Annotated in this window: 22 protein-coding genes and 1 riboswitch; of the genes, 12 read left to right on the top strand and 10 right to left on the bottom strand. The window is 68.1% G+C overall.

Annotation, left to right across the window (positions count from 1 at the left end):
* Window positions 1-76 precede the first annotated feature (76 nt).
* Window positions 77-1,246: a MalY/PatB family protein gene (locus P1K30_RS21345; RefSeq protein ID WP_275634816.1), complete on the top strand. Its 1,170-nt coding sequence runs from the start codon at window positions 77-79 to the stop codon at window positions 1,244-1,246.
* A 26-nt stretch (window positions 1,247-1,272) separates the two neighbouring features.
* On the opposite strand, the gene P1K30_RS21350 is transcribed toward P1K30_RS21345, so the two are convergent.
* The 8 genes from P1K30_RS21350 to P1K30_RS21385 form a co-directional block, all read right to left on the bottom strand.
* Window positions 1,273-1,629, bottom strand: a complete 357-nt coding sequence (locus P1K30_RS21350; RefSeq protein WP_275634817.1) for a hypothetical protein — start codon at window positions 1,627-1,629, stop codon at window positions 1,273-1,275.
* Window positions 1,630-1,719: 90 nt separating this feature from the next.
* The gene (gene cobM / locus P1K30_RS21355) at window positions 1,720-2,490 is read right to left on the bottom strand and encodes a precorrin-4 C(11)-methyltransferase (protein WP_275634818.1); all 771 of its coding nucleotides are present in this window, start codon (window positions 2,488-2,490) and stop codon (window positions 1,720-1,722) included.
* Window positions 2,491-2,592: 102 nt separating this feature from the next.
* Complete coding sequence (gene cobJ, locus P1K30_RS21360; RefSeq protein WP_275634819.1) at window positions 2,593-4,410, bottom strand: precorrin-3B C(17)-methyltransferase; 1,818 nt, start codon at window positions 4,408-4,410, stop codon at window positions 2,593-2,595.
* A complete protein-coding gene (gene cobI, locus P1K30_RS21365; protein WP_275634820.1) occupies window positions 4,401-5,105 on the bottom strand; it encodes a precorrin-2 C(20)-methyltransferase in 705 nt (234 codons plus the stop codon). Before cobI ends, cobJ begins: the two co-directional genes overlap by 10 nt.
* Window positions 5,106-5,241: 136 nt before the next feature.
* The gene (gene cbiE, locus P1K30_RS21370) at window positions 5,242-6,441 is read right to left on the bottom strand and encodes a precorrin-6y C5,15-methyltransferase (decarboxylating) subunit CbiE (RefSeq protein WP_275634821.1); all 1,200 of its coding nucleotides are present in this window, start codon (window positions 6,439-6,441) and stop codon (window positions 5,242-5,244) included.
* Window positions 6,438-7,076 carry a precorrin-8X methylmutase gene (locus P1K30_RS21375; RefSeq protein ID WP_275634822.1) on the bottom strand — a complete coding sequence of 213 codons (639 nt, stop codon included), beginning with the start codon at window positions 7,074-7,076 and terminating at the stop codon, window positions 6,438-6,440. The genes cbiE and P1K30_RS21375 overlap by 4 nt, the downstream gene beginning before the upstream one ends.
* Window positions 7,077-7,148: 72 nt before the next feature.
* On the bottom strand, window positions 7,149-8,408 hold the full coding sequence (locus tag P1K30_RS21380) for a sirohydrochlorin chelatase (RefSeq protein ID WP_275634823.1): 1,260 nt from the start codon (window positions 8,406-8,408) through the stop codon (window positions 7,149-7,151).
* 5 nt (window positions 8,409-8,413) lie between these two features.
* Window positions 8,414-8,665: a DUF6732 family protein gene (locus P1K30_RS21385; protein WP_275634824.1), complete on the bottom strand. Its 252-nt coding sequence runs from the start codon at window positions 8,663-8,665 to the stop codon at window positions 8,414-8,416.
* A gap of 321 nt (window positions 8,666-8,986) precedes the next feature.
* On the opposite strand from P1K30_RS21385, the gene P1K30_RS21390 reads away from it, so the two are divergent.
* Window positions 8,987-9,985 (top strand): glutathione S-transferase family protein, encoded by a 999-nt coding sequence (locus P1K30_RS21390; RefSeq protein WP_275634825.1) that lies wholly within the window; start codon window positions 8,987-8,989, stop codon window positions 9,983-9,985.
* 46 nt (window positions 9,986-10,031) lie between these two features.
* Here P1K30_RS21390 and P1K30_RS21395 read toward each other — a convergent pair whose 3' ends face one another.
* Entirely contained in the window at window positions 10,032-10,421 is a 390-nt protein-coding gene (locus P1K30_RS21395) for a response regulator transcription factor (protein WP_275634826.1), read from the bottom strand.
* A gap of 184 nt (window positions 10,422-10,605) precedes the next feature.
* Here P1K30_RS21395 and P1K30_RS21400 point away from each other — a divergent pair, with 184 nt between their 5' ends.
* From P1K30_RS21400 to P1K30_RS21415, 4 genes are all read left to right on the top strand, one after another.
* Window positions 10,606-10,974, top strand: coding sequence for a DUF1636 domain-containing protein (locus P1K30_RS21400; protein ID WP_275634827.1), 369 nt, complete (start codon window positions 10,606-10,608; stop codon window positions 10,972-10,974).
* A gap of 37 nt (window positions 10,975-11,011) precedes the next feature.
* Entirely contained in the window at window positions 11,012-11,926 is a 915-nt protein-coding gene (gene cbiB, locus P1K30_RS21405; RefSeq protein ID WP_275634828.1) for an adenosylcobinamide-phosphate synthase CbiB, read from the top strand.
* Window positions 11,927-11,971: 45 nt separating this feature from the next.
* Window positions 11,972-13,177, top strand: a complete 1,206-nt coding sequence (locus tag P1K30_RS21410) for a lytic murein transglycosylase (RefSeq protein WP_275634829.1) — start codon at window positions 11,972-11,974, stop codon at window positions 13,175-13,177.
* Window positions 13,178-13,470: 293 nt separating this feature from the next.
* Window positions 13,471-14,058, top strand: a complete 588-nt coding sequence (locus P1K30_RS21415; protein ID WP_275634830.1) for a hypothetical protein — start codon at window positions 13,471-13,473, stop codon at window positions 14,056-14,058.
* Between the two features lie 21 nt (window positions 14,059-14,079).
* Here the strand turns inward: P1K30_RS21415 and smc are convergent, their stop codons facing one another.
* Window positions 14,080-17,532: a chromosome segregation protein SMC gene (gene smc, locus P1K30_RS21420; RefSeq protein ID WP_275634831.1), complete on the bottom strand. Its 3,453-nt coding sequence runs from the start codon at window positions 17,530-17,532 to the stop codon at window positions 14,080-14,082.
* Window positions 17,533-17,731: 199 nt separating this feature from the next.
* Here smc and P1K30_RS21425 point away from each other — a divergent pair, with 199 nt between their 5' ends.
* From P1K30_RS21425 to P1K30_RS21450, 6 genes are all read left to right on the top strand, one after another.
* A complete protein-coding gene (locus P1K30_RS21425) occupies window positions 17,732-18,715 on the top strand; it encodes a Hint domain-containing protein (RefSeq protein ID WP_275634832.1) in 984 nt (327 codons plus the stop codon).
* 100 nt (window positions 18,716-18,815) lie between these two features.
* Window positions 18,816-19,047: riboswitch (cobalamin riboswitch) on the top strand.
* A gap of 92 nt (window positions 19,048-19,139) precedes the next feature.
* Window positions 19,140-19,784 (top strand): HupE/UreJ family protein, encoded by a 645-nt coding sequence (locus tag P1K30_RS21430; protein ID WP_275634833.1) that lies wholly within the window; start codon window positions 19,140-19,142, stop codon window positions 19,782-19,784.
* A 65-nt stretch (window positions 19,785-19,849) separates the two neighbouring features.
* Window positions 19,850-20,935, top strand: a complete 1,086-nt coding sequence (gene cobW / locus P1K30_RS21435) for a cobalamin biosynthesis protein CobW (protein ID WP_275634834.1) — start codon at window positions 19,850-19,852, stop codon at window positions 20,933-20,935.
* Window positions 20,932-21,384, top strand: a complete 453-nt coding sequence (locus P1K30_RS21440; RefSeq protein ID WP_275634835.1) for a GNAT family N-acetyltransferase — start codon at window positions 20,932-20,934, stop codon at window positions 21,382-21,384. The genes cobW and P1K30_RS21440 overlap by 4 nt, the downstream gene beginning before the upstream one ends.
* A gap of 82 nt (window positions 21,385-21,466) precedes the next feature.
* Window positions 21,467-25,192 (top strand): cobaltochelatase subunit CobN, encoded by a 3,726-nt coding sequence (cobN, locus tag P1K30_RS21445; protein ID WP_275634836.1) that lies wholly within the window; start codon window positions 21,467-21,469, stop codon window positions 25,190-25,192.
* Entirely contained in the window at window positions 25,189-25,608 is a 420-nt protein-coding gene (locus tag P1K30_RS21450) for a GNAT family N-acetyltransferase (RefSeq protein WP_275634837.1), read from the top strand. Before cobN ends, P1K30_RS21450 begins: the two co-directional genes overlap by 4 nt.
* The last annotated feature ends 77 nt before the right edge of the window (window positions 25,609-25,685 follow it).

Consider the following 25,685-nt stretch of genomic DNA (forward strand, 5'->3'; position numbering starts at 1 on the left):
CCATGCGCGCAATGTCCCTTGCGGCCACGGGTACAGCGGATAGCCTGCGGCAAACCGAAAACGAAGGCACCTTTCCATGAATTTCGACGAGACAAAGGATCGCGTTGGCACGTTCAGCGCCAAGTTCGACGCCATGCAGACTTTTGCCGGGGTTCCAGCCGAGGACGGCATCGCCATGTGGGTCGCCGACATGGACTTCAGCGCCGCGGACTGCGTTCTGGATATTCTGCGCGAACAGGCGGATCACGGCTATCTGGGCTATCCCGGCCCGGCGGCGTCGGTGTCGGATGCCATCGCCGGATGGATGAAGGCGGCCCATGACTGGGACGTGGACCCGGACTGGATCAGCTACAGCCACGGCGTGGTCGCGGGTTTCGGCATGGCGCTCGAGGCGTTCTCGGACCCCGGCGACGACATCATCCTGTTCACGCCGGTCTACCACGCCTTCTTCAAGAAAGCCGCCGCCAAGCGCCGTGGCGTGGTGCAGTCCGAGATGGTGCTGAAAGACGGTCGCTATTTCATGGACTTCGACACGCTGGAAACGCAGCTGACCGGGCGCGAGAAGATCGCGGTGCTATGTTCGCCGCACAACCCCGGCGGGCGGCTTTGGAGCGCGGAAGAGATCCGCGAACTGGCCGCCTTCTGCCAGAAGCACGACCTGCTTCTGCTGTCGGACGAAATTCACATGGATCTTGCCTTCCCGGATGCAAAGCACGTCCCCACCGCCATCGCGGCGCCCGATGCCATCGACCGCCTGGTGGTGATCACGGCGGCGTCGAAAGGGTTCAACCTTGCAGGCGGCGAGACCGGGTTCATGATCGTACCCGACCCCGCCCTGCGCGAGAAGCTGGCGCCGGTACAGCTTGAATACGGTGGCACCCCCAACCGGTTCGGGATGCTGATGACCCGCGCGGCCTTCACCGGCGGCCAAGACTGGAGCGAGGCGGTCCGCGCCTACCTTGCCGACAATTTCGCGCTCTGGCGCGACCGGATCAGCGCGATTCCGGGGATCAGCGTGATGGATATGCCGTCGACCTATCTGACGTGGGTCGATTTCGCTGGCACCGGCATGTCCCCCGAGGAGACCGAGCGCCGCATCCGGCAGGACGCCCGCATCGCGCAAAGCCCCGGCGCCGATTTCGGCAAGGGCGGCGAGAACTTCCACCGGTTCAACATCGCCATGCCCCGTCCCCGCCTGATCGAAGCGATCGAGCGGATGGAAAAGGCCTTCGGCGACCTTCAGTAAATAGAGATGACTCGGTCCCGGCGCGTTCAGGCGTCGGGACGTTCCAGCAGCCCGGCGGGCGCGTTTTCGTCACGGACGAAATCCAGCGGGGCGCGGTCCACGGCGGCTGTGTTGCGCTTGAACTCGTACAGCATCTGTCCGTCTTCCTCGGCGGTGGCGACGATCAGGCACTGATACAGATGTGCGCCGCCGTTATACAGATCGACAAGTCCCCGAAGGTTGGGCGCGTTCTCGGCATCCAGCGCGAACCCGCCATCCCAGAAGCGCAACACGCGGTACATGTCTTCACCGACACGCACGCGCAGGCGGCTTTTCTTCTTCAGATCCGCCTTACGGGCTGCTTCCAGCCCCTCTAGCACTTCTTTCGGCAGGTAATCGGTCATGTCAGCAACTCCCCTAAAGACAGAAAATGTCCTGCGCCCAGATTCGGTCAAGTGAACTTTCGGAAAATCCGAACGTCTTTCGGCTTTCGTTCAACGGGCGGTTGCGCGCGGTCGCAGCACGTGCGGCCTATCCGGGTCGTACAGCGCAGAGTCGCGGAAATCGCGGACACGCCCAAGCGCAGGGCCCACAAGGATAAGCGCGGTACGGGTGATCTTTTCGTCCCTCACTTTCTCGCGCAGGTCCGACAACGTGCCCCGGATCAGTTTTTGGTCCGGCCACCCGACACGATAGGCCACGACGGCGGGACAATCGCTGCCGTAGTATGGGATCAGTTGCCGTTCGATCTCGCGCATCGCCCGGACGCCGAGGTGGATCGCCAGCGTCGCACCGGTGCGGGCGAAGTTTTCCAGCGTCTCGCCATCGGGCATCGAGGTCGACTTCATCGACATCCGGGTCAACACCACCGACTGCGCGATCTCGGGGATCGTCAGTTCCTGCCCCAGCGCGGCGGCGGCGGCGGCATAGGCGGGGACACCGGGAATGATCTCGTAGGGGATGCCGTCGGCCTCTAGCCGCCGGACCTGTTCCGCGATGGCGCCGTACAGCGACGGGTCGCCGGAATGCACCCGCGCGACGTCATATCCTTGCGCGTGGGCCGCAAGGATTTCAGCGTGCGTGTCGTCCAGCGTCATCGGCGCGGTGTCCATCACCCGCGCCCCCTCGGGCGCGCGGGCCACGACCTCGGCAGGCACCAACGATCCGGCATACAGGCAGACGGGGCAGGCCTCGATCACCTTGGCGGCCTTGATCGTCAGCAGGTCCGGATCGCCCGGCCCCGCGCCCACGAAAAATACGGTCATGCAAACACCCCCCTCACCAAAAGTGCAACAAATCCTCTCCCCCGTCCCGGGGGAGGGTTAGGGAGGGGGGGAGGGTTAGGTTGGGGGGATACCGCCCCGCACTCAAGACACATCCGACAAATCCCCATCGATCTTCCGCGCATATCCACGCGGCGTGTACATGCGCGGCCCCTCGCCCGACTGCCACAGCCGCGACTGCGACGACCCCACCAACACCACGGTCAGCATGTCGACCTCGTCGACCTGCAGGTCTTCCAAGCGGCGATAGCGCAACTCTTCCTCGGGCCGGCCCAGCGAGGTCGCCAGCAGGACCGGACAATCGGCGGGCCGATGCTGCAGCAGCGTGTCCCGTGCCAGCGCCAGCAGGTCGCGACGCCGCTTTGACACCGGGTTGTAGAAGGCGATCACGAAATCGCCCTCGGCAGCCGCCCGCACCCGGCGCAGGATATCCTCGCGCGGGGTCAGGAGGTCCGACAGTGAGATCGCACAAAAATCGTGACCCAAGGGCGCACCGGCCCGCGCCGCCGCCCCCTGAAGCGCCGAAACGCCGGGGGCCGACATCACCTCGACCCGCCGCGCGGCGTCGGACACGCCATGCTCTGTCCGGTCCAGCAGTTCGAACACCAGCGCGCCCATCGCGTAGATCCCGGCGTCGCCCGAGCAAATCAGCGCCACGTCCAGCCCTTCGGCGGCACGCTCCAGCGCAAAACGGCACCGCGCCTCTTCGCCGCCCAGTGGGAAATCGTGGCGCGGCTTGCCCGCCGCCAGCGGTCCCAACAGGTCGATGTACAGGCCGTAGCCCACCAGTTCGTCCGCCTCGGCCACCAGCCGCGATGCCTCGGGCGTGCGCCACGCGGCCTGTCCCGGACCGATCCCGACCAGCGACAGCCGCCCACGCGTCCGGCCCAGCGGCACCACCGGCTCTGGCGCGACGGTCAGCGCGGCGGTGCACATTGCGGACTTGCGCTTTGGATACCAGATCGACGCGGTCGGCCCGCCACAGGCGAGTGCCGCATTCTCGGCGACGCCGTGGGTGCCGATCTCTGCAAAGACCACGTCCGACGGCGTTTCGCTGCGCGGCGTCTCGGCCTCTAGCTCTTCGGCGGAGAACAGGCGCAGCGGCACGTCCAGACGGCGCGCAAGGTCCAGCACGGCGGGTTCGTCGGCCTTGATCCCGGCGGTCGCGATCGCGGCCAGCGCGCCGGGGGCCAGTTCAGCGTCGGCCAGCAGCCCGTCGACCAGCGCGGCAAGTTCGTCCGGCGGACAATTGCGCGAGGCGCCGACGCCCAGCACGGCCCGGCGCGGGTGATAGACCAGCGTCTCAGACGTTGCGGGCGTCACGGGTTCCATCGTGCAGACGATCTGTACCGCGTCGCCCTCGGGCAGGTCCGCCAGCCAGTCCGCGCGGGCCGCTTCGTCGCCCGTCACCCGGACGCCGCCGCCGGACAGCAGCGCGGCCATCGCGGGTTTCGCCGCGTCGGGGTTGGCCAGCACCCAGCCCTCGAGCGGCTCGTCCAGCGCGACGCCCAGCGCGACATCGCCCGCCGTCGTGACGGCGGCGGTGGCGTCCAGCGCTTGTGCGATGGTCCGCGCCAGCCGGTTCGCGCCGCGATGGCCGCCAAGCAATGGCACCACGACCGCGCCGTCGTCCGAAACCGACAGCACCGGCGGCTCGGCGCGCTTGTCCGACAGAAGCGGCGCGACGGCACGGACCAGTATGCCCGAGGCGCAGACGCCGATCACCGGCGTCCCTGCGGCGAACAGGTCGCGGGCGTGGTCCAGCGCGTTGGGGAAAAAGGCGTCGGCGGTCTCGACCCGGCCTTCACGGCCGTGCACGGGCGCGCCCAGCGCCTTTGCCACGCGGTGCGCCGTGGGCTCGCCAGACCGGGACAGGGCAAGAACGACGGGAGTTACAGCCACGGGTCGGCCCCTTTCGTGAGGAGGATCATGGAAAAGTACGGCGCCGCTTCGGGGGCGTCGGCCAGCGGCAGGACGCTTTCGTCTGGCGTCGTCGCACGCTCGACATATACCGCTTGCGCAGTCAGCCCCAGCCTGTCCAGCACCGCACGGATGCGCGGCAGATGGCGGCCGACTTTCAGGATGGCAAGGCTTTCGGCGCCTTCGATCCGCGCGGTCAGTTCGTCGTCGGGTAGTGGTCCCGGAAGGATGGTCACCCGTTCGTTCCGGGCGGCCAGCGGCATCTCTGCCCGCGCAGCGCAGGCCGTAAGCGAGGTGACGCCGGGCACCACCTCGGTCCGGAAGTCCGCCTTCAGCCGGGCGTGGACATACATGAACGAGCCGTAAAAGAACGGATCGCCTTCGCACAGGCAGACCACGTCGCGGCCCGCTTCCAGTTCGGCCCGGATCGCCAAAGCCCCGAGGTCATAGGCGGTCTGCGCCGGGGCGCGGTCGCGGCTCATCGGGACGGACATGACGATCTCGCGCGCGGTGGACGGGATCAGGTCGGCGGCGATGGACCGCGCCAGACTGTCGCCACCGGCAAGCGCCGGGTAGGCGACGACCTTTGCCGTCTCGATCAGGCGGGCGGCCTTGCGGGTGATCAGGTCCGGGTCGCCGGGGCCAAGACCGACACCGTATAGGGTGCCTTTTGTCATTGCTGGCCGCCCTCGGTGACCACTCCCCCCTGCCTGTCCATTCCCCCCTCCCTGACCCTCCCCCCAAGGGGGGAGGGAAGCGTGACGTGCGGGGAGGGAAGCGTGGCGTGTGTAGAGGGGATGGCGTGACGTGACCTCATCGCTTGACGAGGCTCCACTGCGTGACCGGCATCAGCGGGCGCCATCCCGTCAGGCTGCCGACCGGCTCGGCGCGATTGATCTGCAGCTTCACCAACTGGCCGCCGTGAACGCGGTGCAGCGCGATCAGCTCTGCCTCGGACTCCAGCGTGACCGCGTTGGCCACCATGCGGCCCAGCGGCTTCAGCGCGGACCATGCGGCTTCGAACACGTCGGGCGACAGGCCACCGCCGATAAAGATGGCGTCCGGCGCTTCCAGCCCGGCCAAGGCATCGGGTGCTTCACCCGCGATCAGTTCCAGCCGAGGGGCGCCCAGCGCCAGCGCGTTCGCCGCGGCCATTTCGCGCCGGTCGGCGCGCGGTTCGATCCCGATCGCGCGGGCATAGCGCGCCGCCCGCATCCATTCGACCGCGACCGACCCGCAGCCGGTCCCGATGTCCCACAGCAGCGCGCCGCGCATCGGCATCAGCTTGGCCAGCGTCGCCGCGCGGACCTCTTGCTTGGTCATCGTGCCGTCGTGGCGGAACAGGTCGTCGGCCAGTCCCGGCACGCGCGGCAGCAGCGCGGCATCGGGCGCGGCGATGCAGTCGACCGCCAGCGTGTTGAACGCCGGAACCTCGTGCGACCAACTGTCTGCCGTGCCGTCGAACCGCTGTTCGCGGTCGCCGCCCATCGCCGCCAGCACCGTCATCTTCGAGGCTCCGAAGCCCCGTTCGGTCAGGAAGGCCGCGATGCGCGCCGGTGTCTCTGCCCCCGTGGTCAGGATCAGCAGCCGCGCGTCGGGCTGGATGAAGGCGATCATCTGCTCGACCGGGCGGCCATGCACCGTCAGCGTCTCGACATCCGCCAGTGACCAGCCCATCCGGGCGGCGGCCAGCTGGAAAGCCGAAAGCTGCGGGTGATAGGTGATCTCGGACGGATCGATGGCGCGGCCGATGCGCGCGCCGACCGAGAACCACAGCGGATCCCCGGTCACAAGGATCACCGCGCGGCGGCCCTTCAGCTTGCGGATCGTGTCGATCATCGCGTCGAAGGGGCTGGGCCACGCGATGCGCTCGGCCGACACGGCGCCGGACAGGTCGTGGTGGCGGTCGCCGCCGACGATAACCTCGGCAGCCTCGACCACGGCACGGGTGGCGGGGGTCAGGCCCGCCAGCCCGTCTTCTCCGATCCCGACGATATGAAGCCAGGGTGTCATTGGGTTTCCTCCGGCAATCCTGCGGCCAGCGCGTTCACCGCCGCCGAGGCCATCGCGGACCCGCCGCGCCGGCCACGCAGCGCAACAAAGTCGCAGCCGCGCGGGTTGGCGGCAAGCTCCGCCTTCGATTCCGCCGCACCGACAAAGCCAACGGGAAACCCAAGGATCACCGCCGGTTTCGGCCAGCCGTCGTCCAGCCGTTCAAGCAGGTGGAACAGCGCGGTCGGCGCGTTGCCGATCGCCACCACGGCGCCGTCCAGCCGGTCGCGCCACAGCTCGACGGCGGCGGCAGAGCGGGTCGTCCCCAACTCGCGCGCCAGCCCGTGGGTGCGCGGATCGTTCAGCGTGACGACCACCTCGTTGCCCACCGGAAGGGTGCGCCGGATCACGCCCGCGGCGACCATCTCGCAGTCGCACAGCACCGGCGCCCCGGCGCGCAGCGCGGTTTCCCCGGCCTCGAACGCACCGTCGGAAAACGCCAGCCGGTCGGCGACCTCGATCATGCCGCAGGAATGGATCACCCGCGTCGCCAGCCGCGCCATGCCCGGCGGGAACCGGTCGAGCCGCGCCTCGCGCCGGACGGTGGCGAAGCTTTCCGCGTAGATCGCGGCGGGGTCCTTCAGGTAGGGGCGCATCTGGTCCGGTGTCTTTCGTGGCTGCGTCGGATGCCTCCGGCGGGGATATTTAAGGACAGAAGAAGGGCCGGATCAGGTCCGCCGGGTCCGCGCGCTTTCGGGGCCAAGCGGGTGGTCCGCGTGGGGATAGGCCGCGTGGTGGTGGTGCCCGTGGTCATGGTCGTGCCCGTGGTGATGATGATGCCCGTGGCCATGGCCGTGCCCGTGATCGTGCCCGTGATCTTGGTGGTGTCCATGATCGTGGTGATGGTGGTGGCCCGCCATCTCCAGCCGGCACTCGCCCGTGCAGAAGGTGTCGCACAGGGCGCAGTCCGCCACGTTCGAGCCGGGCGCCGACGCCCCCTGCCCTTCGACATGGTGGTGGTGGCTTTCCTGCACCGCGCCGACCTCTGCCTCGAAGCCCAGCACCTGAACCCGGTACTTGCACAGCACGCAAGTGGGCGGCGGCAGGTCGGCGAAGGCGGGGTGCTTGCGGTCCTCGGCCCGGATGTGGCGGTGTTCGCCGTTCTCCAGCGCAAGCACCTGCTCGCGATAGGCACAGACTCCGCAGTTCGGCACCGGCGCACCGCTGGCGATCTCGCGCACGCGTTCGGCGAAGGTCTCCAGTACCTTGGGGTGATCGTTCAGGTAGCCCGCCTTGACGAAACGGATATCGGGATGCGCGGCGGCGACCTTGTCGGTGAACCCATAGATCCGGTCGATCAGGATGCCGGTGAACAGGAAATAGGGGAACACGATGACCCGCTTGTAGCCAAGCCGCGCGACGTGTTCGAGGCAGGGCTCGACCAGCGGGAAGGTCACGCCGGAATAGCCGACCTCGCACCAGCCGAAGCCCATGCCTTCCCACAGCATCCGCGCGATCTTGGCGACGTTGGCGTTCGCGTCCGGGTCCGAGGCACCCCGGCCAATCACCACAAGGCAGGTGTCATGCAGCGGCACGTCGCCGTGGCGGACATTCGCGCGGTCGACCGCTTCCTGCACGCGGGCACCGGCGGCGGCGATCATCTTCGGGTCGACCCCAAGTTCGCGCCCATAGGACACGTCGACGCCGTGCTTTTCCGCGTAGGTGTTCAGAACCGTGGGAATGTCGTTCTTCGCGTGCATCGCCGCGAACAGCATCCCCGGCACCGCAAGGATGCGGTCGCACCCGGCCTCGCGCAGGCGGTCCAGCCCGTCACGGATCACCGGGTTGGCGAACTCAAGATATCCGTAGTCGGTCAGCCAGTCCTCGGGCAGGTAGTCCGGCAGCTTTTGCGCCAGCACCGCGAATTCGTCGACAGCGGCCTGGCTGCGCGAGCCGTGGCCGCAGATCATCACACCGGTCCTCCCCATGCGGATCAGGCCTCCTTCGGAGCGTCGTCTGCGGACACCTCGTCCTCGGCGGCGTCATCCTCGGGCGAGGCGCCCTCGGCGTCCGCGTCCTTGCGCCCCTTCAGGATCGCCCAGCCCGCGACAGCGACGGCGGCGCCCAGCGCGGCAAGCCCAATCCAGTGGTTGTGCCCCGCTGCCTCGACCAGATGGCCGGGATGCGCGACGGCGGCATGGGCGGACAAGGTTAACGTGACTGAGGCGAGGGTGAACTTCATCATGTGTCGCTTTCCCGTTGGTGGCCTGGGTCTGGGCCGGAAAGGGACAGTCCGAGCGTGGAACGCTCCGAGCGACGACGCGAGCCCCGGTCCCCTGCTTGGGTCGACCTCATCCCACACTCCAATCCGACCCGGTGGTCCGGGTTCGTCTGCACCCGGTATAGGCGGCGCCCCCGAACCCTGCAAACGGATTCGCGGCGGCACCAAGCGCGCGGCGGCGCGACCTGTGCGCCCACGCACCGGCGCTGCGCCAGCACGGGCGTTTTCCCAGACGGCAATCGCCTTACGTTGTGCAGCGAACAGGAATGGTAAGGAGACGACCCGATGGGCGAGCTGGTGAACGGCGTCTGGAAGGACAACTGGTACGATACGGAAAAGACGGGCGGCAAGTTCGTCCGGACCACGACCAAGTTCCGCAACTGGATCACCGCGGACGGCAGCGCCGGTCCGTCGGGCGACGACGGCTTCAAGGCCGAGGCGGGGCGGTATCACCTGTACGTCTCTTACGCTTGCCCGTGGGCGCACCGTGCGCTGATCTTCCGCAAGCTGAAGGGGCTTGAGGACATGATCGACGTGTCCGTCGTGCACCCCGACATGCTGGGTGACGGCTGGACCTTCTCGACCGACTTCGACGGCGCCACCGGCGACCAGCAGTTCGGCCTGCCCTTCATGCGCGACGTCTACATCCGCGCCGATCCGCAGGTTTCGGGACGGGTGACCGTGCCCGTGCTGTGGGACAAGCAGCGCGACACGATCGTCAGCAACGAATCCGCCGAGATCATCCGCATGCTGAATTCGGCCTTCAACGACCTGACGGGCAACACCGACGACTATTGGCCCGAAGAATTGCGCGACGACATCGAAGAGGTGAACGCGCGGATCTACGACACCGTGAACAACGGCGTCTACAAGTCGGGCTTCGCCACCTCGCAAGAGGCATATGACGAAGCGGTCCACGCGCTGTTCGATTCGCTCGACTGGCTGGAGGACCGGCTGTCGCGGAACCGCTATCTGATTGGCGACCGCGTGACCGAAGCCGACTGGCGGCTGGTGACCACGCTGTTCCGGTTCGATCCCGTGTATCACACCCACTTCAAGTGCAACCGTAACTTCCTGCGCGATTACCCCAACCTCTGGGGCTTCACGCGCGAGCTGTACCAGTGGGAAACGCCCAATGGCCGCGTCGCCGACACGGTGCATTTCGACCATATCGTGCGGCACTATCACTATAGCCACGACACGGTGAACCCGCACCGGATCCTGCCGATCAACCCGATCCTCGATTGGGAAGCCCCGCACGGCCGCGAGAACGTGGGCGCCTGAACCGGCGGCCCGTCTCAACTGAGGTCCGCCTCAAACAAGGCCGGTCTTAACTGCGGTCGGTCTGGGCAAGCGGCGGCGGGGTGTCGCCGTAATGCCCGACGACCGCGGCAAGATCGGCTGGCGGCGTCGCGCTGGGCAGGAAGGCACAGGCGTTGGGGATGTGGCGAAAGATCGACCCGTCCGAGAAAAACGAGGTGTTGGTGACGAAAACCACCCGCGCTTCGGGTCGGCGATAGCTTGCGAAATCCGCGACTGCGATGGCGCTGCCGCCCTCAAGCACCAGATCCAGAACGATCACGTCCACGTCTTCGTTCTGAAGCACCTGAACCGCGGCATCTTGCGACAGCGCCGTGGTGACGGCGGCCCCTTGCCGCCTGAGATGAGAAGCCCAGACTTCTGCCAGTCCCGGCTCGCTTTCGACGATGAGAACCTGCATTCGCGCCTCCGGATTCCCCGGCACGGCGATGCCTGTCGCATGCGGTCGCCTCTGCCATTGGTAACGAGATTCCTACCAAAAACCTAACAGGTGGTTAACGCCATCAGGCTCTGATCGGCGTCGGCGGCAACTTGCGCAGCCGCGCCGGATCGGTTTCAACTCCGGCGACAACTTCGGAGGACCGATGGCGACTTGGGTGACGATCTGCGAGACCTGCAAGCGCGAGGACTGGGATGAAACCTCGGGGCAGACCGATGGCGACAGGCTGGCGGCGCTGGTCGAGAATTTGCCGGTTCCCGATGGCGTGCGGGTGCGGCGCCATTCCTGCCTGATGGGCTGCGGCAAGGGCTGCAACGTGACGGTGCAGGCGGCAGGCAAGCTTTGCTATACCCTCGGAAATTTCGTTCCGGACGCCGAAAGCGCCGATGCGATCCTGACCTACGCAGGGTTGCATGCCGAAAGCGAGACGGGGCAGGTTCCCTATCGCCAGTGGCCGCAGGGGGTGAAGGGGCATTTCGTGACCCGCCACCCGCCGCTGCCGGACGACGGATGACAGCCGCGGCCGGGATCGGCGCGGGGCGGCGGCCGCGATGACCCACGCTGCCCTTCTGCTTGCCGCGATGGTGCTGGACGCGCTTTTTGGCGAACCTCGGTGGCTGTGGTCGCGCCTGCCGCACCCGGCGGTCCTGATGGGGCGCGCGGTGGGTTGGATCGACCGGCGCTTCAACGTGGGCGACAGCCGCCGCCTTAAGGGCGCCGTGGCCTTTGCCGCGCTTTGCCTTGCCGCTGGCCTGTTGGGCGGCGCGATTGCCGCCCTGCCCCTTGGCCCCCTGTGGGAGGTTCTGGCGGCGGCGATCCTGCTGGCCCAGCGCAGCCTGTGCGACCACGTCGCGGATGTGGCCCGCGACCTGCGCCAGTCGGTCGCCGCCGGACGCCGCGCCGTCGCCCGGATCGTTGGCCGCGACACGGCGACGATGAACGGGCCCGCCATCGCGCGCGGCGCGATCGAAAGCGCGGCCGAGAACCTGTCGGACGGTGTCATCGCGCCCGCTTTCTGGTTCCTAATCGGCGGGCTGCCCGGCCTGATGATCTACAAGATGACCAACACCGCCGACAGCATGATCGGCTACCGCACCCCGCGCCACGAGGCGTTCGGATGGGCCGCCGCCCGGTTCGACGACCTACTGAACCTCGTGCCCGCGCGCCTGACCGCGCTGTTGATCTGGCTGGCGCACGGATGCCCTGCGACATGGCGCGACATGGCGCGCGACGCGCAGCTGCACCGGTCGCCCAACGCGGGCTGGCCCGAAGCCGCGATGGCCTCGGCTCTTGGAACCGCGCTGTCGGGGCCCCGGTCCTATAACGGCGAGACCCGCGATTTTCCCTTCGTGAACCCCGATGGACGCCGCGACCCCGGCCCCGCCGAGATCGAGGCCGCCACCCGCGCCCTGTGGCGCACGTGGGCGTCGGCGCTGATCCTTGTTTTCCTGTTCGCCGTTGCCTGAGGCCCGACGCCTGTTACATTGCCCACAAACAGGTGAGAGGACCCAATGCGTTTCGCAAAAATCGTTTCGATAGCCGCAGCACTTGCGCTGTCGACAGGCACTCTGAAAGCCGAGGAAACCCGCCAGATCTACGTCGAATGCGGCGGCAGCTTCGGCGACTTCGTCAACCGCATGAAGGCCAAGGCGGAAGAGATGTCTTATCCGCCCGAAGTGACAGAGCCGTTCTTCCGGTCGGCAAACTACCTGCAGCGCACGATCAACGCCGACCGCGCGCAGGGGATCTTCAATTCTGACTTCATCGAGTTCTCGCGCCGTTTGATCGCGCAGTACCGGCTCGACAAGGGACGGCAGGAATCCCAGAAGAACGACGCCATCTTCTCGCGCATCGAATCCGAACTGGGCGTGCCGCGCGGCATCCTGTTGTCGTTCTGGGCGTTCGAGACCGATTTCGGCGCGTTCACCGGCGACTTCAACACCATCGACACGCTGATGACGCTGTCGCACGACTGCCGGCGCCCGGAACTGTTCCAGCCGCAGGTGTTCGGCGCGCTGGAACTGTACGCGCGCGGCGACTTCCCGCTGGACACCCAAGGCGCGTGGGCGGGCGAGGTCGGGCAGGTGCAGATGCTGCCGCTCGACATCATGCACCGGGGCTTCGACGGGGACGGCGACGGTCACGTCGACCTTGACCATTCGGTCGCCGACGCGCTGTTTTCCGGCGCGAACATGCTGCGCAGCTTCGGCTGGCGTCCGAACGAACCGTGGATGCAGGAAGTCGTCCTGCCCGCCGACCTGCCGTGGGAAGAGACCGGCGTGCAGCCGCATCACTATCGCCCGGTCAGCGAGTGGGAAGCGTGGGGCGTGACGCCCCGGTCCGGCGCGTGGGAAGGGCCGTCGCTGGACGGCACGCTGATGCTGCCGATGGGCCGCAAGGGCCCGGCCTTCATGATCTACCCGAACTATCAGGCGCTGTTCGAGTGGAACCAAAGCTATGTCTATGTCGCCACCGCCGCCTATTTCGCCACCCGCCTGATGGGGGCCCCGGTCTACGATCCGGGCAATGCCGATCCGCGCCTGTCGGACGGCGAGATGAGGGTGCTGCAGCAGAAGCTGGCTGCGCTGGGGCATGACGTCGGCAAGATCGACGGCATCCTTGGCGCCGGAACGCGCGCCGCCGTTCAGGCCGAACAGCAGCGTCTGGGCCTGCCAGCCGACGCATGGCCCACGCGCGAGCTGCTGAACCGGCTGTAGAGAGACGGGAGGGGTCTTAACCACGAAAGCAGTTAGAATTTTACACGAACTGCGACGATCGGTAGAACGCCCTCAACACACAGACGTTTTCGCTCTCTCCCTCCGAGAACGTACAGAACCCGCGGCGCCAGAAGGTCCCGCGGGTTTTCTTTTTTCGGCCCTACCGCGCGCATCGCGAATGCTCGAACCGCGCCAAAGCCTGAACTACCCCAACGTCATCCAGCGTGCGCACCTTGCCCCTGCGACCGGGTCCGGCAATCATCCCGCCCATTGCAAAGAATGGAGATTTCCCGATGACCAATCCCCGGTTCCGCCGCCTGTCCCGCCTGCTGGTCGCCGCGCTTGCGCTGGCCGGTCCCGCCGCGTCCCACGCTCAAAGCATCGACGCCGACGTCACGCGCGCGTTAGAGACGTTCTATCCGGGGGGCGCCACGGAGCCTGCGGCCTTCATGGCGCTGGACACCGCGCCGATCGATCAGTTCGTCGGGCGTTGGGTGCCGACCAATCTGGTCTTCCGGGACGCGCCCTACGATGCCGACACCGCCGCGGACGTCTGCGGGCAGGTTCCTCTTGTGATCGCGCGCGATGGGGCGTTCGGCTTTACCGTGACACGGACCCGCGGCGGCGCCGCGACGGGGGCCGTCGTCACCTATACGCCCGTGGGCGGCACGACCTTCGCGCGCACGGCGGATCTTGACGGGTTTGCCGCGTTCCTGTTCCCGAACCGCCCGCTTAGCGAGATGCCGCCGCAGGTCATCGCCGGCATCCTGACCGGGCCGGACATGCATGGCTATGCGCTGGTGAACCTGTTCGCGCCGGATGTGCTGGTGATCCAGGGGATCGGTTCGCCGCCGCTGGTGTTGGCGCGATGCACCGGCTGACGCGGCCCTAAACGGGGCGGGTCAGGCCACCATCTGTTCGGCCTTCTTCAGGTCGACGGACACAAGCTGAGACACGCCCTGTTCCTGCATCGTCACACCGAACAGACGGTCCATGCGGGCCATCGTCACCGCGTGGTGGGTGATGCACAGGAACCGGGTCGAGGTGCGGCGCGTCATCTCGTCCAGCATGTCGCAGAACCGGGTCACGTTGGCGTCGTCAAGCGGCGCGTCGACCTCGTCCAGCACGCAGATCGGGGCCGGGTTGGCAAGGAACACGCCGAAGATCAGCGCCAGCGCGGTCAGCGTCTGTTCGCCGCCCGACAGCAGCGACAGGGTCGACAGCTTCTTGCCCGGCGGCTGGCACATGATCTCTAGCCCCGCTTCCAGCGGGTCGTCGGATTCGACCAGCACAAGCTTCGCCTCGCCGCCGCCGAACAGGTGGGTGAACAGCATCGAGAAGTTCGAGTTCACCTGCTCGAACGCGGTCAGAAGCCGTTCGCGGCCTTCCTTGTTCAGGCTTGCGATACCGGTGCGCAGCTTCGAGATCGCGGCCTCGAGGTCGGCCTTTTCGGACACCAGCGTGTCGTGCTCTTCCTGCACTTCCTTGGCGTCTTCTTCGGCCCGCAGGTTCACCGCGCCCAGCGCATCGCGCTGGCGTTTCAGGCGGTTCACTTCCTGCTCGATGCTCTCGGACGGAGGCATCTGGTCCGGGTCGGTCTCTAGCTGCGCCAGCAGGGTTTTCGGCGTCAGCTCCAGCGCCTCTTCGATCCGGTCGGCGGCGGTCTGCACCGCCTCGCGCGCGGCTTCGGCGCGGGCTTCGGCGGCGGCGCGGGCTTCGCGGGCCTGACCGGCTTCGCGCTCGGCATCGCGTTCGGCGGCGATGGTCTCGCGCTGGGTCGTCTCGGCCACGGCCAGCGCATCGGCCGCCGCGCCACGGCGTTCCTCGGCCTCGGCGATCCCGTCTGTCAGCGTCTCGCGTTCGATCGACAGCTGCGCGGGGACCTCCTGCGCCTCTTCCAACTCGGCCTCGGACTCCGACTTGCGCGCGGCCAGTTCGGAAATCCGGGTGTCCGCCGTTTCCAAACGCTTCTGCCAGCCCGCGATGTCCTTTTCGACACTACGAAGACGCCCGGCGCGGGCCTCGCCCTCGCGTTTCAATTCGTCATGTGCGGCGCGGCGGGACATCATCGTCATCCGCGCGGCCTCGACCGTCATCTTGACGTCCTCGACCTGCGCACGGGCCGCATCCAGATCGCCAAGCTCGGCCATGCCGCGTTCCGCCTCGGACAGCGCCAACCGGGCGCGGTTCGCCTCGTCCTCGTGGCGGGTCACCGCAAGCTGCGCGGTCTCAAGCTTGCCCGCCGCGATGTTGCGGTCGGCCTCGGCGCGGGACAGCGCGCGGTTCGCGTCAGCCACGCGACCGTCCGCGGTACGGCGCGCCTCGCGGGCGCGGCGGTCGGCTTCGGTCAGATCGCGCAGCTGGGTCTTCAGCATCTCGTGCGCGCGCGCCGCGCCGTCGGCCCGCGCCGTTGCTTGTTCCAGCGACTGCTTCAGCTCTTCCAGCCGGTTCAGCTGCTGAAGGCGCAGCGCAGCGGCGGACGGCGCGTCCTCGGCACCGGCGCGGAAACCGTCCCAGCGCCACAGGTCGCCCTCGGTCGAAACCAGCCGCTGACCGGGTTTGAGATCGGCCTGTAGACGCGCGCCGTCCTCGGGTGCGACGACGCCCACCTGCCCGACCCGGCGGGCCAGAACGGCGGGGACGGTGACATAGTTCGACAGTGCCGAAACACCGGACGGGAGGTCCTGCGGCGAAGGGTAGCCCGGAAGGTGGGCCCAGCCCGACACGCCTTCGGCACCAATCTCGGGCGCGCGCAGGTCGTCCGCCAGCGCGGCGCCCAGCGCCTTTTCATAGCCCGGCTGCACCCGCAGCGCGTCGATCACGCCGCCTTCCGACGTGTCGCGCTGCACCAGCTTGGACAGGGCGTTCGCCTCGGCCCGCAGGGCGCTGGCCTCGCCATCGGCTTCGGACCGCTCCGCGCGGGCGTCGGCCTCGCGCGATTGCGCCTCGGCGCGGGATTCGTCGGCCTCGGTCAACAGCGCTTCGGCCTCTTCGGCCATCGCCGTCGCTTCCTCCAGCGCCTCTTGCGCCGCGGTGAAGGCGCCGTCGGATCCCTCCAGCGCGGACTGCGCCGACTGCACCGCCTCGCGGGCGCGCTCGGCCTCGGACTCGTTGCGGTCCAGCGTCTTGCGGGTGTCGTCCAGCAGGCGCTGCGCGGACTGGTGGCGCGCCGACAGGCGGGCGGCCTCTTCGGTCAGGGCCGACAGGGTGTCCTCGCGTTCCTGCAACACCCGCGCGGCATCCTTGGCGGCTTCGGCGGCCTCTTCCACCGCGTCTTCGTGCCCGTCGCCCGCAGCGTTCAGTTCCTCGTGCTCTTCCCGCAGCAAAGAGATCGAGTCGCCCGCATCGCGGTTCAGCGCCTCTTCCCGCTCTAGGTCACGGCCCAGTTGGGTGATCCGCGCGGTCAGCGTCTCAATGGCGGATTTCGCCCGCGCCTCTTGGTCGGCAAGCGCGTCGCGCTGGACCAGAAGCCGTTGCAGGATCGCGGCGGCGATCGCCTCTTCCTCGCGCAGGGGCGGCAGCGCCTCGTCCGCCTTCTCGCGGGCCTGCGCCGCGGTCACGGCGGCACGCTCGGCGGCGGCGGCGGCGGTGATGCGCTCGCGCAGCCCGGAATCGGCGGACAGGCGGGCCTCGTCCGCCTCGCGCCAGCGGCGGTACAGCAACATGCCCTCGGACTGGCGCAGCGCCGTGCCGATCTCGCGGTAGCGGGCCGCCTGCCGGGCCTGCCGCGCCAGTTGCGACAGTTGCCCCGCAAGCTGTTCGATCACATCGTCGACCCGCAGCAGGTTTTGCTCGGCGCCGTTCAGCTTCAGTTCGGCTTCGTGCCGACGCTGGTACAGACCGCCGATGCCCGCCGCATCCTCCAGCACGCGGCGCCGGTTCTTCGGCTTGGCGTTGATCAGTTCAGAGATTTGGCCCTGCCGCACCAACGCGGGCGAATGCGCGCCTGTCGAGGCATCCGCGAACATCATCTGCACGTCGCGGGCGCGGGTGTCCTTCGAATTCACCTTATAGGCCGAACCCGCATCCCGCGTGATCCGCCGGGTGATCTCAAGCAGGTCACTGTCGTTGAACCCGGCGGGCGCAAGCCGGTCCGAGTTGTCGAGGTGCAGCGAAACCTCGGCGAAGTTCCGGGCCGGACGCGTCGCGGCGCCAGCGAAGATCACGTCTTCCATCCCGCCGCCCCGCATCGCGGTCGGACGGTTTTCGCCCATCACCCAGCGCAAAGCCTCCAGCAGGTTGGACTTGCCGCAGCCGTTCGGCCCGACCACGCCTGTCAGACCGTCCTGGATCATCAGGTCGGTGGGATCGACAAAGCTTTTGAAGCCGTTCAGACGGATTCGGTTGAAACGCAATGGATCTGCTGCCCGGTTGATTCTCGTTCCCGCCATTCTCCGGCCCATGCCGGATGAGTCAACGCCAGCGCGCTGCATGTGGCGGGAATGGGCCCGTTATCCCCAAGATATTGAGCACCGAAGGGCAAACCGGCCAAGGCTAACGGTATCTTAGTGCGGGTGGGCCAGAACGGCGCGGTGCAGTCTCGCGTGGGCCCTGATGACCCAGTATTCCATCAACATCTTCGATATCTCGGAGATTTCGACGACCAACGGCGCTGGCTTCAACGACAACGGCGGCTACCAGTTTCTGCTCGGCACCGACACCGTGACGCTGACCAATGGCGCCGTGTATCAACAGGTGCTGGTCGAGGATACCGCGAACGCGTATTTCGACGACGACGCCGGACTGGAACAGACGCTTGTGTCGGACATCACGCTGGACGGCGCGACGTACACGGCAGGCACGATCATCGAATCCGAATACGTCCTGAACGTTCAGGCGCCCGGCGGCGAAACCTACATCCTGCAATTCGTCTCGCTGGCCAACGACGCGTTCACGATCCACGGCTTCGTGCCGCAGGGGGTGAAGCCGCCGGACGGCGTCGCGCTGACCGTGATCGGCCGCTACGACGGGTCGTATGGGATCAACGCCTATGCCAGCATGTGGCCGCCGTGTTTCGGGCCGCGCACACGCATCCACCTTGCCGACGGACGGTTGCAAGAGGCCGCCAGCCTGCGCGGCGGAGAGAGCTTGCGCCTTGCCGATGGCGGCGCGATCCGCCTGGACCTTGTGCTGCGCAGCGCCGCCCAGGCGGCCGCGTTGCCGGTCCGGCTTCGGGCGGGCGCGCTTGGGCCCAAACGGCCGCTTCGGGGCATGGTGCTGTCCGCGCAGCACCGCGTTTGGGTCGCGGCGCTTGGCGCGCTTGTCCCGGCCCGCGCGCTGACCGTTTTGCCCCGCGTGGGCCTTGCCTCGCCCGCCTCCGCGTCGCCGCTGATCCACCTTGTCTGCCAGCGTCACAGCATCATCCTGGCCGAGGGGGTGGCCTGCGAAACCTTCTGGCCCGGACCGCAGGCGATGGCCGGGCTGTCAGCCGGGCAACGTCGGCGAATCCGGCGCCTGATGGGACCAAGCCCGACACCCGCACAGCCCTTTCTTCGGGTTCAAGACGCGCGAACACGCCTGCGCGCGCTTCCCGCATGAAACCCTGCCGACTGACGCAGCCACGCCGCAGCGTCCGCCATCCGGTCGCCGAACCCGGCACCGCGCCCGCAATCCACCTTGACGCAACGGTCCCGTCATGCGCAGATCGGCCCCGTACGGTGCCCGCAGTCGTGCCAAGCACGCAGGGCCTAACTGGGAATTCGGAGCGTGGTGACCCACATCGGGGCCCGAGACCGAAGCCGCCCCCGCGACTGTAAGCGGCGAGCGTCCCGCCAAGATGCCACTGGGCGTCCGATCCGTTCGGGCCCGGGAAGGCGGCGAGACGTGATGACCCGCGAAGCCAGGAGACCAGCCGTGCACGGGCGTTTACGCGTCCGGCTACTCAACGGACGGGGTGTTCCGTGAAGGCAAGCGCGCAAGACGCACCTTCCGCACCCCCTTTTGGAACCGAAAGGGGACACTGATGAAGAAACTGCTTACCGCCGCCCTCGCGCTCGCCGCGACGCCGGCCCTCGCCCACCACCCGCTGGCAGGCGCACCGATGGAAACCTTCGGCCACGGGCTGCTGTCCGGCGTCGGCCACCCGATCCTGGGCTTCGACCACCTGTTCTTCGTGGCGCTCGTCGGCATCGCCGCGCTGTTTACCACGCGCCGCCTTGCCGCCCCCGCCGCCTATGTGGCCGCGATGCTGGTCGGCTGCGGCCTGATGTACGCGGGCGTTGCGATGCCCATCAAGGAAACCGTGATCGCGATTTCGCTGCTGGTCCTCGGCGGCGCGCTGCTGTCCGGGCGCGCCCTTGGCACCGTGCCGACGCTGGTGCTGTTCGCGGGCTTCGGCCTGTTCCACGGCTCTGCCTTCGGCGATGCGATGGCCGCGCAAGAAGGCGGCGTCGGCGGCGCCGTTCTGCTGGGCTACCTGCTGGGCCTTGGCGTGGTGCAATACGCCATCGCGCTGGCCGCCGGCTGGCTGGCCGAAAAGGCGATGGGCGTGACCGAAGCCGCGTCGATCAACGCGCGCCTCGCCGGCGCCGCCGTTGCTGGCGTCGGGGTCTTCCTGATCCTCGAAACGGCCGAAGGCGCTGCACTCGCCGCCCTGCTCGGCGCCTGATCCAGACCACGACCTGACGGGGCCGCCTGACCGGGCGGTCCCTTTTCCTTTCCGGAGCCTTCCCCATGCCCGCCAAGATCCCCGCCACCGTCGTCACCGGCTTCCTCGGGTCCGGCAAGACCACGCTGATCCGCCACATGCTGCAGAACGCGAACGGCCGTCGCATCGCTTTGATCATCAACGAATTCGGCGACCTTGGCGTCGACGGCGACATCCTGAAAGGCTGCGGCGACGAGACCTGCACCGACGACGACGTGATGGAACTGTCGAACGGCTGCATCTGCTGCACCGTGGCCGAGGATTTCGTGCCGACCCTGCAAAAGCTGCTGGACCGCGACACGCCCCCCGACCACATCGTGATCGAGACCTCGGGCCTTGCCCTGCCGCAGCCGCTGGTCCGCGCCTTCAACTGGCCCGAGATTTCCACCCGCGTCACCGTCGACGGCGTCGTCACCGTGGTGGATGGCAAAGCCGTGACCGAGGGGCGCTTTGCCCACGACGTCGCCGCCGTCGATGCCCAGCGCGCGATGGACGACAACCTCGACCACGAGACACCGCTGTCGGAACTGTTCGAAGACCAGATCGCCTGCGCCGACATGATCGTGGTGAACAAGACCGACCTTCTGGACAGCACCGCCGCCGATGCGCTGGCCGCCCGGCTGGGCACCGACTCGCGCGCCGGCGTGCAGGTCGTGAAAACCTCTATGGGCGCATTGCCGGTCGACGTTCTGCTGGGCCGTGGCCAAGCGGCGGAAGACGACATCGCCGCGCGGCACGAGGTGCACCACCATCACCACCACCACGACGATGATGAGGACGACGATCACCACGATCACGCGCACGAACACGGCCATGACGAGTTCGACAGCTTCGTCGTCACCCGCCCCGAGATCACCGATCCCAAGGCCTTCGCGCAACAGGTGGCCGACGTGATCCGCGCCCACGACATCCTGCGGCTCAAGGGCTTCGCCGCGGTCGCGGGCAAGCCGATGCGCCTGACGCTGCAAGCCGTCGGCCCCCGCGTCGACACCTACTTCGACCGTCCGCTTACCGCCGGCGAACCGCGCGAGACGCGGCTGGTCGTCATCGGGCAGGCCGGTCTGGACCGCGCTGCGATCGAAGCCGCGCTGATGGATACGGCCCCGGCATGATCGCGGTCGAACCGGGCGACCCGCGCCATCCGCAGGCGATGGCGCTGCTGCAGGCCAGCCACGCCCTGATGCAAGAGCTGTTCGAGCCAGAGGAAAACCACTTCCTTTCGGTCGACCAGCTGTGCGGACCCGACATCCGGTTCTTCACCGCCCGTAACGGCGATACGATCACCGGCTGCGCCGCGCTGGCGCTGCGCGACGGCTACGGCGAGATCAAGTCGATGTTCGTCTCGCCCGACGCGCGCGGCACCGGCACCGCAGACGCCCTGATGCGCATGCTCGAGGACGAGGCCCGCGCCGCCGGGCTGCCGTGGCTGCGGCTTGAAACCGGCGACCTGCTGCACGCCGCGCACAAGCTGTATGCCCGGCACGGCTTTGAAACCTGCGGGCCGTTCGGCGCCTATCAGGCCAACAGTTCCAGCGTCTTCATGGAAAAGCCGCTGGCCTGATCCGCCGCGCCGCCGCACCCATTCCGAAGGTTCCGGGGCCCTCTCGCGCCCCGGCCCCGTCACCGCAAGCAAGGCCCGCCCGATGCATCTTCTCGCCGCCACGCCCGGCACCGTCGACGACGGCGAACCCGTCGACCTGAACCAGACCCCCGCCGACGTCGTGTTTCTGTCGGCGGCCGACACCGAACTTGCGGCGCTGTCCGAGGCGCGCGCGTCGACGCCCGATGCCCCCACCCTGCGGCTGGCCAGCATCCTGCACCTGCGCCACCCGATGTCCGTCGACCTGCACATCGAAGCCTGCGCCACGAAGTCCCGCCTTGTGATCGCCCGCGTCCTTGGCGGCACGGGCTACTGGCGCTATGGCGCGGAACAATACGCCGCCCACTGCCACGACGCGGGTGTGCCGCTGGCGCTGCTGCCCGGCGACGACAAGCCCGACGCCGACCTGCGCCGCCTGTCCACCGTCTCGGACGCGGACTATGACGCGCTCTGGTCCTACATGGTCGAGGGCGGGCCCGAGAACGCCGCCAGCTTCCTGGCCCACACGCGGCACATGCTGGACGGGACCGAGGCGCCGCCGCCCGCGAAACCCCTGCTGCGCGCCGGTCTGTACTGGCCCGGCGCCGGCCTTACCGATATCGCCACACTGCGCGAGGCGTGGACGCCCGGCGCCCCGGTCGTACCGCTGGTCTTCTACCGCGCGCTGGTACAGGGGGCGGGGCTGAACCCGATCAACCGGATGACCCGGGCTTTGCTGCGCGCTGGCCTGAACCCGATGCCGGTCTTCGTCGCCTCGCTGAAAGACCCGGTGTCCGTCGCCACGCTGGACCACCTGTTCACCGAGGCTCCGCCAGACGTCATCCTGAACTGCACCGCCTTCGCCACCGGCACCCCCGACGGCGGCGGCGCGGGCAACCCGCTGGCCGCCGCTTCCGCCAACGCGGCCCCGGTGTTTCAGGTCGTGCTGTCGTCGATGACCGAAGAGGCGTGGGAAGAGGGCCTGACCGGCCTCACCGCCCGCGACATCGCGATGAACGTGGCCCTGCCCGAGGTCGATGGCCGCATCCTGTCCCGCGCGGTGTCCTTCAAGGGCGAGGCGTTCTTCGACGACGCCACCGAATGCCCGATCGCCACCTACCGCGCGCGCGGCGACCGCATCGATTTCGTCGCCCGCCTCGCCGCGAACTGGGCCGCGCTGCGCCACACCCCGGCGCCGGACCGCAAGGTCGCACTGGTGCTCGCGAACTATCCCAACAAGGATGGTCGCCTTGCCAACGGTGTCGGGCTCGACACCCCGGCGGGCACGGTCCACGCGCTCAATTTGCTGGCGGACGATGGCTACACCCTCGACGGTATCCCCGCCGACGCCGACGCCCTGATGCGCCGCCTGATGGACGGCCCAACCAACTGGCTCACCGACCGCGCCGACCGCGACGGCGGCGAGAGTCTTCCGCTGTCGACTTACCTCGACCACTACAAACAGCTTCCGTGGGACGTCCGCAGCCGGATCGAAACCCGGTGGGGCAAACCGGAAGACGACCCCTTCTTCTCTTCCGAAATACCTGCCGCGCAGCAAGCCGCCGAAGGCGGCTTCCATCTGTCGATCCACCGCTTCGGCAACGCGGTGGTCGGCCTTCAACCCGCGCGCGGCTACAACGTCGACCCGACCGAGACCTACCACGCGCCGGATCTCGTGCCGCCGCACAATTATCTCGCCTTCTACATCTGGCTACGCGACCACTGGGGGGCGCAGGCGATCGTTCACATGGGCAAGCATGGCAACCTCGAATGGCTGCCCGGCAAGGCGCTGGCGCTGTCTGACGAGTGCCTGCCAGAGGCGGTGCTGGGCCCGGTGCCGCATGTCTATCCGTTCATCGTCAACGACCCCGGCGAGGGCACGCAGGCCAAGCGCCGCGCGCAGGCGGTGATCGTCGATCACCTGACCCCGCCGCTGACCCGCGCCGAGACCTACGGACCGCTCAAGGATCTCGAAGCCCTCGTCGACGAATATTTCGAGGCGGCGGGCGTCGATCCGCGCCGCATCGCGCACCTGCGGCGCGAGATCCTGACGCTGACCACGGCCACCGGGCTTGATGCCGACGCCGGCATGACGGGCGAGGACGAAGAGACCGACCTTGCAAAACTGGACGCTTACCTGTGCGACCTGAAAGAGGCGCAGATCCGCGACGGGCTGCACATCTTTGGCCAGTCGCCGACCGGGCAGCAGGAACGCGATCTTGCCATCGCACTGGCCCGCACGCCAAGGGGTGACGGAAAAGGCACAGACGCGTCTTTGCTGCGCGCGTTGTCGTCGGATCTCGGCTTGACCCTCGACCCGCTCGATTGCGACATGGCCGCCCCGGTCGCCGAAACGGCAGACGCGCTGGTTCGGCTGTCACCGGACCCTTGGCGCACGAACGGCGATACCGTGGAGCGTCTGGAACTGCTCGCCCAGACGCTCCTGCGGGAGGGGGGTGCGGACGCCGGACCACAGGCCCCGGGACCGGCCTCTGCCCTTGTTCTGCAAGACATCGAAACGCGCCTGCGCCCCGCGCTTGCGGGTTGCGGACCGGCGGAAGGCAAGGCATTGCTCGCGGCCCTGTCCGGCCAGTTCGTCGCGCCCGGACCCTCCGGCGCGCCCACACGCGGACGGCCCGACGTCCTGCCCACCGGGCGCAATTTCTTCTCTGTCGACAGCCGCGCCGTCCCCACGCAGGCCGCGTGGGCGCTGGGGTGGAAATCCGCAAACCTGCTGATCGACCGCCACCTGCAGGACCACGGCGACTGGCCGCGCGCGATGCTGCTGACCGCGTGGGGCACCGCGAACATGCGCACCGGCGGCGACGACATCGCGCAGGGCCTCGCGCTGATGGGGGTGAAGCCCGTCTGGGACGCCGCCAGCCGCCGCGTGACCGGGTTCGAAATCATCCCCCACACCGCGCTGGGCCGGCCCCGCGTCGACGTCACGCTGCGTGTGTCGGGGTTCTTCCGCGACGCCTTTCCGCACCAGATCGCCCTGTTCGACAAGGCCGCCCGCGCGGTCATGGCGCTGGATGAGCCCGACGACGCCAACCCCGCCGCCGCCCGCGCCCGGACCGAGGGCGACGCGGGCCGCCACCGGGTGTTCGGCTCGAAGCCCGGCGCCTACGGCGCAGGGTTGCAGGCGCTGATCGACGAACGCATCTGGAACGACACCGCCGATCTGGCGGACGCCTACCTGACGTGGGGCAGTTACGCCTATGGCGAAGACACCCACGGCACCCCCGCCCGCGACGCGCTGGAACGCCGTCTGGGACAGGCCGAGGCCATCGTCCAGAATCAGGACAACCGCGAACACGACCTGCTGGACAGCGACGACTATTACCAGTTCGAGGGCGGCGCGGCAGCGGCGGTGCAGCACCTGCAGGGGCAGGCGCGGCCCGTCTATCACAACGACCATTCCCGCCCCGAACGCCCGGTGATCCGCACGCTGGACGAAGAGATCGGCCGCGTGGTGCGGTCCCGTGTCGTGAACCCCAAGTGGATCGAGGGCGTCAAGCGGCACGGCTACAAGGGCGCGTTCGAGATCGCGGCCACGGTCGATTATCTGTTCGCCTTCGCCGCCACCACCGGCGCGGTGCGCGACCACCATTTCGACCTGGTGCACGCCGCCTTCCTTGAAGACGAGGACACCCGCGACTTCATCGCCGACCACAACGCCCCCGCCCTGCGCGAGATTGCCGAGCGGTTGCAGGAAGCCGTGGATCGTGGTCTGTGGACGCCCCGGTCGAACTCGGCCCGGGGTCTTCTGGAAAGGTTGCGCCAATGAGCATCGAGATTCGCGATACCGCCGCTTCCCGTTCGGACACCGTCGACAGGGTCGACGGCATCCTGAACGCCGATTCTCTGGCCAAGGGCTTTCCCTTCGAGGTCCGCGACATGGCGTTCGAGGCATGGGACGAAGACACGTTCCTCGGCGGCATCACCGCGCGGATGACCCAAGGCTGGGCCTATGTCACGCTGCTGGCGGTGTCGGACGCCGCGCGCGGGCGCGGGATCGGGCAGGACTTGCTTGCCCGCGTCGAGGCAGAGGTGCGCGCCACCGACGGCACCGGGATCTGGCTGGACACCTACTCGTTCCAGGCGCCCGGCTTTTATCGCAAGATGGGCTTCGAAGAGTTCGGCTCGCTTGACGACACGCCGGACGGGCAAAGCCGCCACTTCTTCCGCAAGCGTCTGGCCTAACCGGCGCGGCGCCAGAGCGCCGTGAACGAGGCGGTTTGACGCAGATCAATGAAACTGCGGTGCGACTCCCCATATTC

Origin of the sequence: Psychromarinibacter halotolerans, assembly GCF_029168315.1 — a bacterium.
In the GTDB taxonomy this organism is placed as follows: Bacteria; Pseudomonadota; Alphaproteobacteria; order Rhodobacterales; family Rhodobacteraceae; genus Psychromarinibacter; species Psychromarinibacter halotolerans.